19 protein-coding genes are annotated in these 18,497 nt (G+C 70.2%); 5 read left to right on the top strand and 14 right to left on the bottom strand.

Translation table 11 applies throughout. The features are described from left to right. Positions 1–31: 31 nt before the first annotated feature. Positions 32–493 (bottom strand): hypothetical protein, encoded by a 462-nt coding sequence (locus OIC96_RS10645; RefSeq protein WP_330308090.1) that lies wholly within the window; start codon positions 491–493, stop codon positions 32–34. 108 nt (positions 494–601) lie between these two features. Here OIC96_RS10645 and OIC96_RS10640 point away from each other — a divergent pair, with 108 nt between their 5' ends. The 4 genes from OIC96_RS10640 to OIC96_RS10625 all read left to right on the top strand — a co-directional run bounded on the left by OIC96_RS10640 (position 602) and on the right by OIC96_RS10625 (position 5,726). Then, positions 602–1,633, top strand: a complete 1,032-nt coding sequence (locus OIC96_RS10640) for a ketopantoate reductase family protein (protein ID WP_330308091.1) — start codon at positions 602–604, stop codon at positions 1,631–1,633. A gap of 52 nt (positions 1,634–1,685) precedes the next feature. Next, the gene (locus OIC96_RS10635; RefSeq protein WP_330308092.1) at positions 1,686–2,285 is read left to right on the top strand and encodes a TIGR03086 family metal-binding protein; all 600 of its coding nucleotides are present in this window, start codon (positions 1,686–1,688) and stop codon (positions 2,283–2,285) included. A gap of 67 nt (positions 2,286–2,352) precedes the next feature. Then, on the top strand, positions 2,353–2,970 hold the full coding sequence (locus tag OIC96_RS10630; RefSeq protein ID WP_330308093.1) for a mycothiol-dependent nitroreductase Rv2466c family protein: 618 nt from the start codon (positions 2,353–2,355) through the stop codon (positions 2,968–2,970). A gap of 155 nt (positions 2,971–3,125) precedes the next feature. Beyond that, positions 3,126–5,726, top strand: coding sequence for a fibronectin type III domain-containing protein (locus OIC96_RS10625; RefSeq protein ID WP_330308094.1), 2,601 nt, complete (start codon positions 3,126–3,128; stop codon positions 5,724–5,726). Between the two features lie 3 nt (positions 5,727–5,729). Here the strand turns inward: OIC96_RS10625 and OIC96_RS10620 are convergent, their stop codons facing one another. Beyond that, positions 5,730–6,986, bottom strand: coding sequence for an MFS transporter (locus OIC96_RS10620; protein ID WP_330308095.1), 1,257 nt, complete (start codon positions 6,984–6,986; stop codon positions 5,730–5,732). A gap of 56 nt (positions 6,987–7,042) precedes the next feature. On the opposite strand from OIC96_RS10620, the gene OIC96_RS10615 reads away from it, so the two are divergent. Beyond that, positions 7,043–8,023, top strand: a complete 981-nt coding sequence (locus OIC96_RS10615) for an ArsR/SmtB family transcription factor (RefSeq protein WP_330308096.1) — start codon at positions 7,043–7,045, stop codon at positions 8,021–8,023. Positions 8,024–8,136: 113 nt separating this feature from the next. On the opposite strand, the gene OIC96_RS10610 is transcribed toward OIC96_RS10615, so the two are convergent. The 12 genes from OIC96_RS10610 to OIC96_RS10555 form a co-directional block, all read right to left on the bottom strand. Continuing rightward, on the bottom strand, positions 8,137–8,874 hold the full coding sequence (locus OIC96_RS10610) for a sirohydrochlorin chelatase (protein WP_330308097.1): 738 nt from the start codon (positions 8,872–8,874) through the stop codon (positions 8,137–8,139). Between the two features lie 10 nt (positions 8,875–8,884). Further along, on the bottom strand, positions 8,885–9,814 hold the full coding sequence (locus OIC96_RS10605) for an ABC transporter permease (RefSeq protein WP_330308098.1): 930 nt from the start codon (positions 9,812–9,814) through the stop codon (positions 8,885–8,887). Further along, positions 9,801–10,619, bottom strand: coding sequence for an ABC transporter ATP-binding protein (locus OIC96_RS10600; protein WP_406333759.1), 819 nt, complete (start codon positions 10,617–10,619; stop codon positions 9,801–9,803). Before OIC96_RS10600 ends, OIC96_RS10605 begins: the two co-directional genes overlap by 14 nt. Before the next feature lie 12 nt (positions 10,620–10,631). Next, a complete protein-coding gene (locus tag OIC96_RS10595) occupies positions 10,632–11,741 on the bottom strand; it encodes an ABC transporter substrate-binding protein (protein ID WP_330310328.1) in 1,110 nt (369 codons plus the stop codon). Between the two features lie 237 nt (positions 11,742–11,978). Further along, complete coding sequence (locus tag OIC96_RS10590) at positions 11,979–13,334, bottom strand: sulfate adenylyltransferase subunit 1 (RefSeq protein WP_330308100.1); 1,356 nt, start codon at positions 13,332–13,334, stop codon at positions 11,979–11,981. A gap of 2 nt (positions 13,335–13,336) precedes the next feature. Next, the gene (gene cysD / locus OIC96_RS10585; RefSeq protein ID WP_330308101.1) at positions 13,337–14,299 is read right to left on the bottom strand and encodes a sulfate adenylyltransferase subunit CysD; all 963 of its coding nucleotides are present in this window, start codon (positions 14,297–14,299) and stop codon (positions 13,337–13,339) included. Beyond that, positions 14,296–14,832 carry an adenylyl-sulfate kinase gene (gene cysC, locus OIC96_RS10580; protein WP_330310329.1) on the bottom strand — a complete coding sequence of 179 codons (537 nt, stop codon included), beginning with the start codon at positions 14,830–14,832 and terminating at the stop codon, positions 14,296–14,298. The genes cysD and cysC overlap by 4 nt, the downstream gene beginning before the upstream one ends. 68 nt (positions 14,833–14,900) lie before the next feature. Further along, positions 14,901–15,611 (bottom strand): phosphoadenylyl-sulfate reductase, encoded by a 711-nt coding sequence (locus tag OIC96_RS10575; protein WP_330308102.1) that lies wholly within the window; start codon positions 15,609–15,611, stop codon positions 14,901–14,903. Further along, a complete protein-coding gene (locus OIC96_RS10570; protein ID WP_327432637.1) occupies positions 15,608–15,787 on the bottom strand; it encodes a hypothetical protein in 180 nt (59 codons plus the stop codon). Before OIC96_RS10570 ends, OIC96_RS10575 begins: the two co-directional genes overlap by 4 nt. Continuing rightward, a complete protein-coding gene (locus tag OIC96_RS10565; RefSeq protein WP_330308103.1) occupies positions 15,784–17,478 on the bottom strand; it encodes a nitrite/sulfite reductase in 1,695 nt (564 codons plus the stop codon). The genes OIC96_RS10570 and OIC96_RS10565 overlap by 4 nt, the downstream gene beginning before the upstream one ends. 135 nt (positions 17,479–17,613) lie before the next feature. Next, on the bottom strand, positions 17,614–17,697 hold the full coding sequence (locus OIC96_RS10560) for a putative leader peptide (RefSeq protein ID WP_309486338.1): 84 nt from the start codon (positions 17,695–17,697) through the stop codon (positions 17,614–17,616). Positions 17,698–17,858: 161 nt separating this feature from the next. Next, positions 17,859–18,431 (bottom strand): GNAT family N-acetyltransferase, encoded by a 573-nt coding sequence (locus tag OIC96_RS10555; RefSeq protein WP_330308104.1) that lies wholly within the window; start codon positions 18,429–18,431, stop codon positions 17,859–17,861. Positions 18,432–18,497: the final 66 nt, after the last annotated feature.

Below are 18,497 nucleotides of genomic sequence, written 5' to 3'. Positions count from 1 at the left end.
GAGGACCCTCGGGTCTGCCCCAGGGGCAAGGTCAAGCCGGCGTTTCCAGTGGGGACTCCTGTGCCCGTCGTGCCCGTCGCGCGCTGGTGACGCGGTATCCGACGACGAACAGCAGGCCCGCCGTGCCGAACACCGTCACGAGTATGTAGACGGGAAAGACGTCGTCGCCCTGCGGGTAGTGCTCCACGCACAGCCGGACGACCTCGGGGTGCGTACGGGCCGCCTCCAGGCACACCTTGTGCCCCGGCTCGGAACGGCTGAGGTCGGTGTCGAGCTTCCGCACCGTGGTGTGGCGGTGTCCGTCCACCGTGTACGCGATCTCCTCCCTGCGGTACTTGGTGGTCGGCTCGATGACCCGGGAGACCACCCCGGTGACCCGCACCGGGTCGTCGTCGATCAGCTCCGCCCGATGCCACTGGAGCGTCGCCGAGCACGCCCCGAACCCGGTGAGCACCAGGAACAACGCCCCGAACAGCCAGGTCAGTTTGCGCACGGCGGACAGCGTCGCACGTGCCGTTGTGGAGGGCCAGGGACATACGGGAGCGCGGTGATTGCGGGATTGTGGGTGGCCGCTACAGCCATCTGTGCAAGGCTCGTGGGTATGCGCTACATCATCATCGGAGCAGGAGCGGTCGGCGGGGCCATCGGTGGCCGGCTGGCCGAGGCGGGGCACGAGGTGGTCCTGGTCGCGCGGGGCGCGCACTACGAGGCGCTGCGCGCGGACGGGCTGCGCTTCATGACCCCCGAGGGGACGCACACGCACCGGCTGCCCACGGTCGACGGGCCGCGGGCGCTGGGGGAGTTGCGCGCGGACGACGTGCTGGTGCTCGCCGTGAAGACACAAGACAGCGAGGCGGCCCTGGAGGCGTGGGGGCCGAGCCCGGTCGAGGGCGGCGGTACGGCGGCCGAGCGGCTGCCGCTGGTCTGCGCGCAGAACGGTGTGGAGAGCCAGCGCCTCGCGCTGCGCCGCTTCCGCAGGGTGTACGGCGTCTGCGTCTGGCTGCCCGCGGCCTTCGTCGAACCCGGTGTCGTGTCGGCGGCCGGCACCCCGCTCACCGGGATCCTGCACATAGGCCGCCATCCGCACGGCACGGACGAGACGGCCCGCCGTATCGCCGCCGACCTGGAGAAGTCCCGCTTCGAGGCGCCGGTCGTGCCCGATGTGGCCCGGTGGCAGTACGCCAAACTCCTCGGCAATCTCGCGAACTCGATCGAGGCGGTCACCGGGGTGCTCACCAGCGACGAGGGCCTCGCGCTCTTCGGGCGCGTCCGCGCGGAGGGCGAGGCGGTGCTGGACGCCGCCGGCATCGCGTACACCGGTGAGGAGGAGCAGAAGAAGGCCCGTGGCGGCAAGATCCGGTTCGAGCCCTTCGGCGGCTCCGAGCGCACCGCCGGCTCCTCGTGGCAGTCCCTCAACCGGGGTACCGGCACGATCGAGGCCGACTACCTCAATGGCGAGATCGCGCTCCTGGGCCGCCTGCACGGCGTACCGACTCCGCTGAACGACCTGCTCCAGCGGCTCGCGAACGCGTTCGCGCGCGAACGCAGGGAGGCGGGGTCGATGACGGTGGCGGAGCTGGTGCGGCTGGCCGACGAGGCGGTGGCGGCCGCCGCCGAATCGACCGGTTCGTAGGCTGTCGCGTTTCTTCAAGAGGGCCGCGCCCGGCGTCTTTAACGTGGAACGCATGAACAACGCGTACAAGAACGTGCACCCGTACATGGTGGAATGCGCCGCCGAGGCCGCCCGCGTCGCCCGCGGTGTCACGGCGGCGCGGCTGGCGGAGCCCGGTCCCACGCACTGCCCGGACTGGGACGTCCGCACCCTGGTGAACCACTGGGTTCTCTACACCTCGCACGGTATGGAGCACCGGGCGCTGCGCAAGCAGCTCTCCGATGAGCTGACCGGGCGTGACTTCACGGCCGACCCCGGCTGGGCGCGGGCCTACGCCGACCAGCTCGACCGCGCCGTCGCCGCCTGGGACGACCCGGCCGTGTGGGAGGGCGAGGTCGACCTGGGGATGGCGAAGATGCCCGCCGCCGAACTCGCCCCGATGATCGTCAAGGAGATGGCGGTGCACGGCTGGGACGTCGCCACCGCCACCGGCCAGGAGTTCCGGATCTCGGACGGCGCGGCCCGGCTCGTCCTGGACGTGGTGGACACGCATGGCGAGCTCTACCGGCAGTACGACGGCTTCGCCGACCCGGTGGACGTGCCCGACGACGCCCCCGTCTTCGAGCGCGCCCTCGCCCACAGCGGCCGGGACCCGCGCTTGGCCCGGATCTAATTGGACCAGTGATTCCGGGTGGAATTGGACCGTGTTTCTATGCCATTGGGTGACTAGCCTCGACGGCATGACGACCACAGCGCCCACCCGGGTCGACTTCTACTTCGACCCCGCCTGCCCCTTCGCCTGGATCACCTCCCGCTGGATGCTGGAGGTCGAGCGTGAGCGGCCGCTCGACCTGCGCTTCCACGCGATGAGCCTGTACCTGCACAACATCGGCAACGAACTGCCCGCGTGGTACCGGGAGTTGGTCGACAAGTCCCTGGGCCCCGTCCGCGTCGCGGTGGCCGCGGCCGAGCGGCACGGCGAGAAGGTGCTGCGCGACCTCTACACGGCCTTCGGCACCCGCATCCACGAGCGCGAGGCCGAGGACTTCGACGCCGTGGTCGCCGACTCCCTCGCCGAGCTCGGACTGCCGGCCGAGCTGGCCGAAGCGGCCCACGATCCCGCGTACGACGAGGCGGTGCGCCGCAGCCATGACGCGGGCAAGGAGCGCGACTCCGATGCCTATGTGGGGACGCCGACCATCCATGTCGACGGAACGGTGTGGTTCGGACCGGTGCTGCGCGCCATTCCCCGTGGGGAGAAGGCGGCGGAGCTCTTCGACAGCTTCCGTGTCCTCGCCGCGCACCCGGACTTGTTCGAGCTCAAGCGGACCCGGACGGGAGGGCTTCGCTTCGACTGAACAGCGGTCAGAGTGCTGAACGCAGCTCGGATGAATCTCGGCCTGACGGAAGGGATTTGCGTGATTCTTTGCCGCCTTCATTGACGGTGGCACGCCATAGATCCTACCTTTCTCGGCGTTGGGTACGGCTGATCCCACGGGAGGGGAACATGCCCATGCGTCGAAGAGCCGCCCTGGTCTCTCTGATCTCCACGCTCCTGTCCCTCGGAATTCCGGGCGCCGTCTCCTCCGCGGAGGCCGCCTCCTCCGACCTCTACGTCTCCCCGGCCGGGGACGACCACGCGAATGGCACCGCCCGCCACCCCGTACGTACCCTGGAACGCGCCCGCGACCTGGCCCGCGCTCGTGTCGCGGACCTGAGCGGCGACCTGACGGTCCACCTCGCGTCGGGCACCTACCGCCGCACGAAGCCGCTCGTCCTGGACGCCCGCGACTCGGGTACCGGCGGCCACAAGGTGATCTGGCAGGGAACGGGAGAGTCGGTCATCAGCGGCGGCCGCCAGGTCTCCGGATGGCGGAAGGTCCCGGACAGACCCGGCCTCTGGTCCGCACCCGCCCCCCAAGGCCTCACCGACACACGGCAGTTGTACGTCGACGGGGTGCGCGCCCAGCGGGCCCGCGGCGCCGTTCCTGTCGGCCTCACCCAGACCGCCACCGGCTACACGGCGTCCGCCGACACGCTCGCGCACTGGAAGCGCCCCTCCGACGCCGAGTTCGTGTACACCAGCGGCGAGGCCCTCTGGAACGTCGAGCGCAACGGCCTGGGCCAATGGACGGAGCCCCGGTGCCGTATCGCCGCCGCCGAGGGCACCACCATCACGATGGTCCAGCCGTGCTGGGACAACTCCAACAAGCGGGTGGAGTTCCCCGACATCCCCGGCCGCACCGTCAGCATGGTCGGCCCCGGCCATCTCACCAACAGCGGCAGGGCGACGTACATCGAGAACGCCTACGAACTCCTGGACCAGCCCGGCGAGTGGTATCTCGACCGGGCCACGCGGACCGTGTACTACCTGCCCCGCGAGGGCGAGAACCTCGCCCGGGCCGACGTCGAAGCGGCGCAGGCCGAGAAGCTGATCGATGGACAGGGCACGGCCGGAGCCCCCGTCCAGGACATCGCCTTCCGAGGTATGCGCTTCAGCTATGCCACCTGGCTCACCCCGTCCCGCCCCGAGGGGTTCTCCGAGATCCAGGCGGGTTACACCATCACCGGCGAGCAGGGCTGGGCGACACAGGGGCTGTGCCAGTACGTCGAGGGCGGCACCTGCCCGTTCGCCTCATGGACCAAGATGCCGGGCAATGTCTCCGTCACCTACGGTCAGCGCATCGAGTTCAGCGACGACGTCTTCGCCCATCTCGGCGCGTCCGGACTGGAGTTGGGCACTGGATCCAAGGACTCGACGGTCAGCGGCACCGTCTTCACCGACATCTCCGGCAACGGTCTGGAGATCGGGGGAGTGGACGGACAGGCCCCCGCCTCCGGAGTGCGGGTGACGGACAATCACCTCTACGGCCTGCCCCGTGAGTTCCATGGCGGCGTCGCGATCCTCAACGGCTACACCCAGCACACCACCATCGCCCACAACCAGATCGACCACGTCGGCTACAGCGCGATCTCCCTGGGCTGGGGCGGCTGGCCCGACAAGATCGGCGACCCGGCGACCCCGAACCCCAGTCACGACAACACGGTCCGCGACAACCTGATCTTCGACTACATGCAGATGCTCGACGACGGCGGCGGCATCTACACCCAGGGCCTCACGGGCACCTCACTGGCCGACGGCGAGAAGGTCACCGGCAATGTCATCCACGACCAGTGGGGCCTCGGCAAGAACGTCTACACCGACAACGGCTGCACCTACGAGACCGTCGAGGGCAACGTCCTCTACAACGCCTCGTACGCCAACGTCGCCTCCCGCCACACCGACTATCGCGACGACCTCGGCAACAACGACCCGACCCTCGTCAAGGGCAACTGGTGGGAGGAGGGCACGTCCGACGGCGACAACAAGGGCCTGGTGACGAGCGGCAACACCATCATGGCCTCGCCGTCCGGCGTACCGTCAGCGATCCTCGACAACGCGGGACTCGAACCCGCCTACCAAGGCCTGCTCGACCGTCCTGTCGGCGCTCCATCGACACCCGAGCCGCCCTCCCGCGTCGGCACGAGCACGGCCGGTGCGGACGCGCTGTACGTCACCTTCAACCCGAGCTTCGCGGACGGCGGTTCACCGGTGACCGGGTACACGGCACGGGCCTACGACGCGTCGGGCCGGCAGGCCGGCGAACAGGCCGTCACGGCGGCCGAGTTCCGGCGCACGGCCCTCGTCCGGATCGGTGGACTCCCGTCGTCCGGCGGCCCGTTCACGGTCACCGTCACCGCGAGCAACGCCCACGGTGCGAGCGCTCCGTCCCTGGCCTCGCTCCCGCTGAGCCCGACGAACGCGACCGTGCTGCCCGGCGCACCCACAAGTCCCAAACTGCGTACGGCATCCACCGCCGCCACCGTGGCCTGGACCCCGCCCACCGCGACGGGCGACGCCAAGGTCATCGGCTACCGCGTCACCGTCTCCGACGGCCGCGAACCGCTCGCCGTCACCGGCCGGGACGCGCTGGTGACCCAGCCCTCCGCCAAGGGAATGTTCCGGGTGATCGGCGGACTGGAGCCGGGCACCTCGTACACCGTCACGATCGCGGCCGTGACGGCGGCGGGCACCGGGCCCGCAGCCACCGTCACGGCAACCACCCGAACGTAACGGTCAGTTGGGCTCGCCCCGCCAGGTGTCCCGCCGTGCCCAGCGCGCGGCGGGACGCACCGCGAGCCCGGCGACCGCGAAGAGGACGGCGAGCAGGGCCCAGCCCGCCGTACCGTGCCGGATCGCGGTGACCGTGATCAGCGCCGGGCCCACCATCATGCCCGCGGACATGCCCGAGCCGAACACGCCCTGGTACACGCCGTGGGCGCGGGCGTCGGCGAGCTCGTAGCCGAGGGTCCAGCCGCCGGCGGCCGACAGCACCTCGGCGAAGACCTGGATCACCGCGCCGACCGTCAGCGCGACCACCGCCCACACGGGGGAGAGGCCCGCCGACAGCGCGTACACCGCACAGGCCGCCGCGAGCAGCAGCCCCGCCCAGCCCATCGCCCGTACGGCACTGGGTACTTGGGAGGCGCGACGGGCCACCCGCACCTGAAGCAGCGCGACCAGGACGCAGTTCACGATCATCAGCAGGGCCGCCGTCCAGCGCGGAGCCTCGGTCCGCTCCACGATCCACAGCGGCAGACCGACCTCGGCCAGCGTGTACTGCACCACCAGGAGGGCGTTGAGTACGGTCACCGCCAGATAGGGCAGATCGCGCACGGCACGCCAGCGGTCCTCGGCGGCAGCCTGGGAGACGGCCGGACGCTCCTCGGTCGGTGCGGCCGACGGCAGCGTCCGCAGCATCAGCGCTGGTGCCGCGAAGGTCAGCGCGTTCAGCAGGATGACGACGACGTACGCCGCACGGGTGTCGAGCTGCAGCGCCACCGCGCCGCACGCGCCGCCCACGGCCATCGCCACGTTGACGATCATCCGTAGATAGCCGCGGGCCTCGACCCGGCCCGCGGCGGGCAGCACGTCCGCGTACACCGCGCCCATGACACCCCGACTCGCCATGAACAGCGCGGTCACGCAGATCACGGCGATCAGGAAGCCCGCGTACGAGGTGACCAGGGCGTACGCGGCCGTGGCCAGACCGCAGCCGGCCCACAGCAGTCCGCACACCCGGCGGGCGCCCCAGCGATCCGCCGCCCGCCCCGCCGGAATCCCCGCCGCCACGCCGGCCAGCCCCGCCACCGTCATCCCGAGGCCGACCGAGGTCGCGTCGAGCCCGACGATCCGTGTGAAGTACAGGACGCCCAGCGGGAAGAACAGCCCGTTGCCGAAGGCGTTGAAGAGCGTGATCACGGACAGTCGGCGCAATACGGGCTCGACGGGCAGAAGCCCGGCCGCCCGCGTGAGCTGGTCGGTAGCGGTCATGTTCACACCCAACCCGGCGTCCACTCTCCGGCGACAATCATTTAGCGTGACGCTCAATGATTGAGTTCCGTTTCGGCGTCGGCGACCTCGCGACCACCTCGTTCGCCTACTCCCCGCTCCAGGAGGCGGTGTTCTCGCTGCGCTCGTGGGCCGACCCGCAGCGATTCCCGTACCAGGCGCCCTGGTTGCGACGGCTGCGCCCGGCGTACGAACGGCAGGACACCGAGATCCTCGGCGCGCTGCTCACCGCGAGCAGCTGGATCCCCGACTTCCTGACGCCGCGTCCCACCCGGGCCCGGCCCGCCTTCGCCGAGGAGCTGCGTGCCCTGCGCATGACGCCCGCCGGGCGGCTCGCGGTCGACTTCGCGGAGGCCTTCGCGTACGAACCCGCCGTCCCGGAGGTCATCGTGCGGGGCCTCGCCGATCCGCCCGCACTGCTGGAGCGGATCGCCGACGGCCTGGACGGCTACTGGCACGAGTGCCTGGCCCCCGACTGGTGGCCCCGGGCCCAGTCGATCCTGGAGGCCGACCTCAACCACCACGCGAAGGTCCTCGCGGAACAGGGCGCGGCCGTACTCTTCCCGAGTCTCGACCGTCGTCTCACCTGGACCGGGGACGGCGTCCGGCTGATCCACCCCACCGACCGCAACTGGCCCGATGGCGGCATCCGGATCGCGGGCCGCGGCATGGTGCTGACGCCGACGATGTTCGCCCGGGGCGCGGCCACCTGGGTCGATCACGGACTGCCGCCCGTGCTGTCGTACCCCGCCCGCGGCCGCGCCACCGTCTCGGAGGCGCCGCCTCCGGTCACCGACCGTGCCCTCGTACGGCTCCTCGGCCGCCCCCGCGCCCGTCTGCTGCTCCTGCTCGCCGAGCCCGCGTCCACCACCGAGCTCGCCCACCGCCTCGACGTGACGCCGGGCGCGGTCAGCCAGCATCTCGCCGTGCTCTACGACGCGGGGCTCCTCAGCCGCACCCGCAGCGGCCGGATCGTGCGGTACGCGCGCACGGCACTTGGCGACCAGCTGTGCCGATAGGGGGGAAGCGCCCTGAAGGGGCGCGGGGCTGTGACGTCATGCGGCTCCGCCGCGTGGGCGCGACCAGCCACGACACACCCGCGCCACGGCGCACGTGACGTCCGGCGGAGCGCTCAGGCGCCGACCGCCGCCAGCGCCGGCATCCGTGCCTCGTCGTAGCGTTCCAGCAGCACCCGGGCCACCTCCGGCGCCGGGCCCAGCACATCGGCCAGCACGTCCGCCTCCGCGGCGCCCCGTGCGATGCGGTCGGGCAGGCGGCCGGGGGCCAGGACGTACGGGGCGACCGCGACCCGCTCGCAGCCGAGCGCCCGCAGTTCGCGCACCGCGTCCTCGGTGCGCGGAAGGGATGCGGAGGCGAACGCAGGCCGCACGGCGCACCAACCGGTGTGCCGCCACTCCCGCGCGATTTCAGCGATCACTGCGATCGCCTCCGGGTCCGTGGACCCCGCCGAGGCCAGCACGACCCCGGTCGAGGACTTGTCGGCGGGGGTCAGCCCCGCCTCGTACAGACGACGTTCGAGCGCGGCCGTAAGGAGCGGGGAGGGGCCGAGCACCTCCGCCTGACGGATGCGCAGCCGCGACGGCGCCTCCCGCAGCACCGCCGGGATGTCCGCCTTCGCGTGGAAGGCGCGCGTGAGGAGCAGGGGCAGCGCCACCACGTCGCGTACGCCCTCTGCCGCCAGGGACTCCAACACCCCCTGCGCCGAGGGGATGTTGAAGTCCAGGAAACCGGTCTCCACCCGCAGGCCGGGGCGCTGGGCCCTGATCCGCCGGATGAGGGCATGCACCGTGGCGGCGTGCCGCGGGTCGCGGCTGCCGTGGGCGATGACCAGGAGGACCGGCTGGTTCATGACGGGCGGCTCAGCTCTTCACCAGGAGACCGCGGCTGCGCAGCACCCACCGCTCCACCGGGCTGAAGATCAGCAGGTCGATGGCGATACCGACGAACAGGATGAGGAAGATGGCGAGGAAGACCATCGACATGGAGCTGGCGTTGCGGCCGTTCTCCAGCAGCTGGCCCAGGCCCACACCCAGATCGGGGGAGGAGGCGATGATCTCCGCCGCCATCAGCGAACGCCAGGAGAACGCCCAGCCCTGCTTCAGGCCCGCCAGATAACCGGGCAGCGCGGCCGGCATGAGGATGTGCCAGGTGCCCTTCAGACCCGTCGCGCCCATCGTGCGGCCGGCGCGCAGGAACAGCGGCGGCACCTGGTCGACGCCCGACACCAGGCCGTTGGCGATCGACGGGACGGCGCCCAGCAGGATCACCGCGTACATCATCGAGTTGTTCAGACCCAGCCAGATCACGGCCGGCGGCACCCACGCCACCGAGGGCAGGGACTGCAGGCCCGACAGGACCGGGCCGATCGCGGCGCGGATGAACCTCACGCGCGCCACCACCAGACCCAGCGGGGTGCCGATCGCCAGGGCGAACAGGAAGCCGAGCAGACCGCGCGAGACGCTGGTCCAGATGTAGTCGAGCAGGGTGCCCTGCAGCCAGGCGTTCTTGACCTCGCCCCACACGTCCGAGGGCGTGGGCAGCTTGGTCGGGTCGGTGACGATGTCGAACGAGATCAGCGACTGCCAGATCACGAGCACCACCGCGAACGCGATGAGCGGCGGCAGCACCTTCTGCTTGAAGGTCAGCCCGAAGGACCGGCCGCTGGAGAGACCGGTGACGCCTACGTCGAGGGCGTCGAGCCCCGCCTCCAGTCCGGCCAGCTGGTAGTTGTCCTTGCCGGGGCTGTCGTTGACGGCAGTGTCCGTCCGCTTCGTCTCAGTGCTGGCCATGGCGGCGGATCTCCCCACGAAGTTCTTCGGTGATCTCGATGGACAGTTCCGCCACGGGCGCGTCCTCGATGCGCCGCGGCTGCGGAATGTCCACCGTCCATTCGCGGGCGATCCGCCCGGGACGGGAGGACAGCAGGATCACGCGCTCCGCGAGCCGCACCGCCTCCCGCACGTTGTGCGTGACGAAGAGGACGGACAGACCCGTCTCGCTCCAGATCCGGGTCAGCTCGTCGTGCAGCATGTCCCGCGTGATCGCGTCCAGCGCCGCGAACGGCTCGTCCATCAGCAGGATCTGGCTGTCCTGCGCGAGCGCGCGGGCCATCGCCACACGCTGGCGCATACCGCCGGACAGCTCGTGCACCCGCTTGCCGTACGCGCCCTTCAGCCGTACGAGTTCGAGCAGCTCCTCGGTCCTGTCGCGCCGCTCGTTCTTCGGAACTCCCCTGAGCCTGAGGGCGAGTTCGATGTTCTTGCCCGCGGTCAGCCACGGGAACAGGGCGTGCTCCTGGAACATCAGAGCCGGGCGCCCGTTGGTCGTGATGCTGCCGACGGAGGGCTCGTCGAGCCCTGCCACCAGATTCAGCAGCGTCGACTTGCCGCAGCCCGAGGCCCCCAGGAGGGTGACGAACTCACCCGGCGCGACATCGAGGCTGATGTCGTCGAGGACGAGCTGCTGCCCGCCCGGCCCGGCGAAGGACTTCGAGACGTGCTCGATCCGGGCGGCGTACTCGACCGCTTCGGCGCTGTCGGCGTCCTTGGCGAGGGTCGTGGTCGTGGCCATGGTCGTCACCTCCTGGGAACTCATCGGGATCCGGGCTTACTTGACGCCGAGACCGGCGTCGTCGACCGTGCTCTCGCCGTCGGCCTTCAGGACCTTGTTCAGCAGCGTGAGGTCGTAGATGCCGCTCAGGTCGGGCTTCTCCAGCAGACCCGCCTTCACCGCGTGCGCCGCCTCGGTGTTGAGGGTGGAGGCCAGCGGGTCATTGGTGATCTGGATGGACTTCCAGGCCGGGTCGAGCACATCGGCCGGCAGGGCCTTGCCCGAGTCCGCCTCCAGCTGCTTGTTCGCCGCCGCCTTCGCCGCGTCCGGGTTGGCGTTGATCCACTTGTTGGTCTCGACCGACGCCTTCAGGACCGCTTCGACGGCCTTCGGGTGCTCCTTGAGGAACTTCTGCGACACGATGATGTTCGTGATCACGAACTTCTTGTCGGGCCACAGCGTCGACTCGTCGAGCAGCACCTTGCCGCCCTCGGCGACCAGCTTGGACGCGGTCGGCTCCGGCACCCAGGCGCCGTCGATGGAGCCGGACTTGTAGGCGTCCGGGGTGATCTTGTTGTCCGTACGGACGACCGAGACATCGCCCTTGCCGCTGTTCGCGTCGACGTTCCAGCCCTGGTCCGCGATCCAGTTGAGGAACGCCACGTCCTGCGTGTTGCCCAGCTGGGGGGTGGCGATCTTCTTGCCCTTGACGTCCTTCAGGGACTTGATCTTCTTCGGGTTGACCACGAGCTTCACGCCACCGGACGCCGAACCGCCGATGATGCGCAGGTTCGTGCCCTTGGACTTGGTGAAACCGTTGATCGCCGGGGAGGGGCCGATCCAGCCGATGTCGATGGAGCCCGAGTTCAGCGCCTCGATCTCGGAGGGGCCGGCGTTGAACGTCTGGTACTTCGCCTCGGTGGCGCCGAGCTCCTTCTGGAAGTAGCCCTTCTGGTTGGCCACCAGCGCGGTCGCGTGCGTCAGGTTGCCGAAGTAGCCGATCTTCACGGAGTCGAGACCGTCGATCTTCTCGGACCCGGCGGCGACCTTCGCCTTGGTGTCGTCCTTCGCGTCGGAGCCGTAGCTGCAGGCGGCGAGGGCGAGGAGGGGGAGAGCGGTGGCAACGGCGATGCCGCGGCGGAGAAGCGCGGAGCGCGTGGAGCGGATGGCAGGCACGGGAGGGGTTCCTCTCGTTGGCCCGGCGGTCACGTTTCAGGCGTGGCCGGGAAGGTCGGCAGGTCTTCGTCTTGTCCGCGACGGCGGGTGGGGGGACGGGGCGCGCAAGCGGTGCGCGTACGTCATCGCGCACATCGCGCCACTCCGCCCTGCCCGCTGCCGAGGGCGCCGCTGCCGACGCGGCCGCCCTCCTTCGCGAACGTGGAGTAGATGTCGACCGGGTTCATGTCAGAAGTCCCAACCGTCGTCGTCGGCCTCGTCCTTGACCGGCTGCGGCGCGGCGAACGACTCGCCGACCATGCCCGCGGTCAGGGTGGTGCCGTCCGCCGGGTCGATCAGGATGAACGCGCCGGTGCGGCGGGAGTCGGCGTACGAGTCGAGCGGCAGCGGCTCGGCGGTACGGATCACGACGCGGCCGATGTCGTTGGCGACCAGCTGCCCGGGGTGCGGGTGCAGCGACAGGTCGTCCAGCGTCAGCCGGGACGGGATGTCCTTGACGATCGCCTTGACCGTGCGGGTGCCGTGCTTGAGCAGCACGCGGTGGCCGACGGTGAGCGGCTGGTCGGCGACGTGGCAGACGGTCGCCTCGACATCCTGGGTGGTCGCGGGCGCGTCCTTGCTCGGCACGATCAGGTCGCCGCGCGAGATGTCGATGTCGTCCTCCAGCAGGAGGGTCACCGACTGCGGGGTCCACGCGACGTCGACCGCCTTGCCCAGCAGATCGATCCCGGAGACCTTCGAGGTACGGCCGGAGGGCAGCACGGTCACGCTGTCGCCGACGCGGAACGTACCGGCCGCGATCTGACCGGCGTAACCCCGGTAGTCCGGGTGCTCGGCGGTCTGCGGGCGGATCACGTACTGCACGGGCAGCCGGGCGTGGCAGTGCGCCAGGTCGTGGCTGACCGGCACCGTCTCCAGGTGCTCCAGGACGGTCGGGCCGCCGTACCAGTCCATGTTCGCGGACGGGTCCACCACGTTGTCACCGGCGAGCGCCGAGATCGGGATCGCGGTGATCTCGGGAACGCCCAGCTCGGAGGCGTACGCCGTGAACTCCTCGGCGATCGCCGCGAAGACGGACTCCTTGTACTCGACGAGGTCCATCTTGTTGACGGCGAGGACGACGTGCGGGACGCGCAGCAGCGCGGCGACGGCGGCGTGCCTGCGGGTCTGCTCGATGACGCCGTTGCGGGCGTCGACGAGGACGACGGCCAGGTCGGCCGTCGAGGCGCCGGTGACCATGTTCCGCGTGTACTGCACGTGACCCGGCGTGTCGGCCAGGATGAACCGGCGGCGCGCGGTCGCGAAGTAGCGGTAGGCGACGTCGATGGTGATGCCCTGCTCGCGCTCGGCGCGCAGGCCGTCGGTGAGCAGTGCGAGGTCGGGGGTGTCCTGGCCGCGGCTCGCCGAGACGCGCTCCACTGCCTCCAGCTGGTCGGTGAGGACGGACTTGGAGTCGTGCAGCAGACGGCCGACGAGCGTGGACTTGCCGTCGTCGACGGAGCCCGCGGTGGCGAAGCGCAGCAGGGTCGTCGCCGACAACTGCTCGACCGACAGCGGCTCGGTGGGTTCGGTGGTGCTGGTCATGTCTAGAAGTACCCCTCGCGCTTGCGGTCTTCCATCGCGGCCTCGGACACCTTGTCGTCGGCGCGGGTGGCGCCCCGCTCGGTGAGCCGGGAGGCGGCGATCTCGGCGATGACGGCGTCCAGCGTGGACGCGTCTGAGTCGACGGCGCCCGTGCACGACATGTCACCGACGGTCCGGTAGCGGACCTGCCGCTTCTCGATCGTCTCCCCGTCCTTCGGACCGCCCCACTCACCGGCGGTCAGCCACATGCCGGCCCGCTGGAACACCTCACGCTCGTGCGCGAAGTAGATGTCGGGGAGTTCGATGCCTTCGCGGGCGATGTACTGCCAGACGTCGAGCTCGGTCCAGTTGGAGAGCGGGAAGACGCGGACGTGTTCGCCGGGTGCGTGGCGGCCGTTGTAGAGCTGCCAGAGTTCGGGGCGCTGGCGGCGGGGGTCCCACTGGGAGAACTCGTCGCGGAGGGAGAAGACGCGTTCCTTGGCGCGGGCCTTCTCCTCGTCGCGGCGTCCGCCGCCGAAGACGGCGTCGAAGCGTTCGGACTGGATCTTCTCGGTGAGCGGCAGGGTCTGCAGCGGGTTGCGGGTGCCGTCCGGGCGTTCCTTGAGGACGCCGCGGTCGATGTAGTCCTGCACGGAGGCGACGTGCAGGCGCAGGCCGTGCTTTTCGACCGTGCGGTCGCGGTACTCCAGGACCTCGGGGAAGTTGTGTCCGGTGTCCACGTGCAGCAGGGTGAAGGGGATCGCGGCGGGGGCGAACGCCTTCAGTGCCAGGTGCAGCATGACGATGGAGTCCTTGCCGCCGGAGAAGAGGATCACCGGCCGCTCGAACTCGCCCGCGACCTCGCGGAAGATGTGGACGGCCTCGGACTCCAGCGCGTCCAGATGCGACAGCGTGTACGGGCTGATGCCCCCGGCGTTGCCTTCGGAACTGCCGGCCGACTCGGAGACAGTGGCTGCGGTCGTCATGCGAGACCCCTTTCGGTGAGCAGCGCATGCAGCGCGGCCGCGGACTCCTGCACGGTCTGGGTGTGCGACTCGATGCGCAGATCGGGCGAAGCGGGCGCCTCGTAGGGGTCGTCGACGCCGGTGAGCCCCGAGATCTCGCCCGCGGCCTGCTTGGCGTACAGCCCCTTCACATCGCGTACGGAGCAGACCTCGACCGGGGTCGCGACGTGCACCTCCACGTACGCGGTGCCGCCGGCCTGGTGGCGCTTCCGCACCGTCTCACGGCTGTCCGCGTACGGCGCGATCACCGGGACGAGCGCCTTGACGCCGTTACGGGCGAGCAGCTCGGCGAGGAAGCCGATGCGCTGCACGTTGGTGTCGCGGTCCTCGCGGGAGAAGCCGAGACCCGACGAGAGGAACTCGCGGATCTCGTCCCCGTCGAGCACCTCGACGCGGTGGCCCTCTTCGCGCAGCCGGCCGGCCAACTCGTACGCGATGGTGGTCTTGCCGGCACTCGGCAGACCCGTGAGCCAGACGGTGGCTCCGGTCGTCACTTGCTGCTCCTGGAAAATCGTGGGGTCCGCGGCGTGCGCGGTCGTGTGCGGGGTCGTGTTCGTGGTCGTCATTCGTGCAGCCCGCACTCGGTCTTGGCGCGTCCCGCCCAGCGGCCGGCGCGCGCGTCCTCGCCCTCCAGCACACGGCGGGTGCAGGGCGCGCAGCCGACGGACGCGTAGCCGTCCATCAGCAGGGGGTTGGTGAGAACCCCGTGCTCGGCGACGTAGGCGTCCACGTCGTCCTGCGTCCAGCGGGCGATCGGCGAGATCTTGACCTTCTGCCGCTTCTCGTCCCAGCCGACGACCGGGGTGTTCGCCCGGGTCGGGGACTCGTCGCGGCGCAGCCCGGTCGCCCACGCGTCGTACTTGGTCAGGCCCTCTTCCAGGGGCTTGACCTTGCGCAGCGCGCAGCACAGGTCCGGGTTGCGGTCATGCAGCCTGGGGCCGTACTCGGCGTCCTGCTCGGCCACCGTCTGGCGCGGGGTGAGCGTGATGACGTTGACGTCCATCACGGCCTCGACCGCGTCCCGGGTGCCGATGGTCTCCGGGAAGTGGTAGCCGGTGTCGAGGAAGACGACGTCCACACCGGGCTTGGCACGGGAGGCGAGGTGGGCGACGACCGCGTCCTCCATGGAGGAGGTCACGCAGAACTTCCTGCCGAAGGTGTCGACGGCCCATCGGAGGATCTCCAGGGCGGAGGCGTCCTCCAGGTCGCGCCCCGCCTGCTCGGCGAGGCTCTTCAAGTCCTCGCCCGTACGCTCTTCCTGAATCGTCGTCATATCTCTGCCCCTCCACGATCGTCCTGCCGAAGCCCCCGGGCCAGCAGCCCGAGGAACTTCAACTGGAAGGCTCGATTGCACGCCGCGCATTCCCACGCGCCGTGGCCCTGCTCGCTCGGACGAAGGTCTTCGTCACCGCAGTAGGGGCAGTGGAAGGGGGCCGCTCGCTCGCTCATGAGAGGGACTCCTCGGAGGCTCGGGTGGCCCACTTGGCGAAGCGCTCGCCTTCCTCGCGCTCCGCCTGGAAGCGCTTGAGGACCCGCTCGACGTAGTCGGGCAGCTCCTCCGAAGTGACCTTCAGGCCACGGACCTTGCGGCCGAACCCGGCCTCCAGACCGAGCGCGCCGCCCAGGTGCACCTGGAAGCCCTCGACCTGGTTGCCGTTGTCGTCCAGGACCAGCTGGCCCTTGAGACCGATGTCCGCGACCTGGATACGGGCGCAGGCGTTCGGGCAGCCGTTGATGTTGATCGTGATCGGCTCTTCGAACTCGGGGATGCGGCGCTCGAGTTCGTCGATCAGGGAAGCACCGCGCGCCTTGGTCTCGACGATCGCGAGCTTGCAGTACTCGATGCCGGTGCAGGCCATCGTGCCGCGCCGGAACGGGGAGGGCTTGACGGTCAGGTCGAGGGCTTCGAGGCCCTCCACCAGCGAGTCGACCTGGTCCTGCTCGACATCGAGCACGATCATCTTCTGCTCGGCGGTGGTGCGCAGACGGCCGGAGCCGTGTCCCGCGGCCAGCTCGGCGATCTTCGTGAGGGTCGTGCCGTCCACGCGGCCGACGCGCGGCGCGAATCCGACGTAGAAACGGCCGTCCTTCTGCCGGTGCACACCGACGTGGTCGCGCCAGCGGGCGACCGGCTGGTCGGGGGCCGGGCCGTCGACGAGCTTCCGCTTGAGGTACTCGTCCTCCAGGACCTGGCGGAACTTCTCGACGCCCCAGTCAGCGAGCAGGAACTTCAGGCGGGCGCGGGTGCGCAGCCGCCGGTAGCCGTAGTCGCGGAAGATCGAGATGACGCCCTCGTAGACGTCCGGGACCTCGTCGAGCGGGACCCAGGCGCCGAGGCGCTGGCCGATCTTCGGGTTGGTGGAGAGGCCGCCGCCGACCCAGACGTCGAAGCCGGGGCCGTGCTCCGGGTGGTTCACGCCGACGAAGGCGATGTCGTTGATCTCGTGCGCCACATCCAGCAGCGGCGAGCCGGAGACCGCCGACTTGAACTTGCGGGGCAGGTTCGAGAAGTCCTTGTTGCCGACGATCCGGCGGTGGATCTCGTCGATCGCGGGCGTGCCGTCGATGATCTCGTCCTCGGCGATCCCGGCGACGGGCGAGCCGAGGATGACGCGGGGCGTGTCACCGCAGGCCTCGGTCGTGGACAGGCCCACGGCCTCCAGGCGGTTCCAGATCTCCGGGACGTCCTCGATGCGGATCCAGTGGTACTGCACGTTCTGCCGGTCGGTGAGGTCGGCGGTGCCGCGCGCGAACTCCTGCGAGATCTCGCCGATGACGCGCAGCTGCTCGGTCGTCAGCCGGCCGCCGTCGATGCGGACGCGCAGCATGAAGTACTTGTCGTCCAGCTCCTCCGGCTCCAGGATCGCGGTCTTGCCGCCGTCGATCCCGGGCTTGCGCTGGGTGTACAGGCCCCACCAGCGCATCCGGCCGCGCAGGTCGTTGGGGTCGATCGAGTCGAAGCCCCGCTTGGAGTAGATCGTCTCAATGCGTGTCCGCACGTTGAGACCGTCGTCGTCCTTCTTGAACTGTTCGTTGCCGTTGAGCGGGGTGAAGTGACCCACGGCCCACTGACCCTCGCCGCGGTGACGGCTCACCTTGCGGCGGGGCGCGGCGGCGGGATTCTGCGGGGTGGCGGCCATGGTTGCTACGTCCTTCGAGACTGCGGGACAGATCTGTCAGCGGCTCTGACCTGCGCATACGGGCGCATACGGAAGTATGGGCGCGTCACTGCGCAAGGGTCGCAAAGAGGGGAGAGTCGGGCGTTGCTGGACTGGTCAGCTCGCCGGACAGATGGCGCTGGACATGCGGCCGAGGTCGACGTGCCGCCGACTCACCAAGGCAATTCCAGTTCCAGACATGACGGAAGCGTGTCACGGGGATCTCGGGCCAGTCCACCTTCATCCACCATGTGGACACCCTGGTCCCGCATCGTGAGACAAGGGTGGCGTCGGTCACATGTCCGGGCCCCCGGCGCCGCCGAAACGCGCCGGAAGCCGGTCACGGACAGGCCACCAGCAGGTCAGACGGCCCGGGCTCCCGGCCAGGGACCCGGTGCGGTGACCTCCGGCTGCTCCTCGACCTTGGTGTCGAAGAGCTTGAAGCCCCGCCGCAGATAGTTGTCCATCGCGTGCTCCCCGTCCAGGCTGCACGTATGCAGCCAGACCCGCTTGGTCTCGGCCCGCCCCGGCCAGCGCCCGGCCAGATCCCAGGCCCGCGCGACCCCGTAGGAGAGGAGATGCCCGCCGATCCGGCGCCCCCGGAAGGCGGGGATCAGCCCGAAGTACACGACCTCCACGACACCGTCGTCCTGCGGGTCCAACTCGACATAGCCCGCGGGCGTTCCCTTGTCGTACGCGACCCAGGTCTCCGCGCCCGGCCGCTCCAGGGCCTCCTGCCACTGCGCGTACGTCCAGCCGAGCCGGTCGATCCAGCGGATGTCCCCGCCGACCGACGCGTACAGGAAGCGGCTGAACTCGGGCGAGGGCACCTCGGACCGTACGATCCGGACGTCCCCGTCGGGCGCGCTCGCGGGGAGCAGGTCGGTCGGGGCCGTCTGCTCCAGGGACCAGGTGGTCACAGTGACGTTGCTCATGCGAGCCAGGGAACCATGGGGGCACGCCGGCCTCCAAAAGTGACCCCGGAACCGCTTTCGGGAACC

It is taken from the genome of Streptomyces sp. NBC_00775, assembly GCF_036347135.1.
Taxonomy (GTDB): Bacteria; Actinomycetota; Actinomycetes; order Streptomycetales; family Streptomycetaceae; genus Streptomyces; species Streptomyces lutosisoli.
This window is presented reverse-complemented; position numbering and strand designations above follow the sequence as displayed.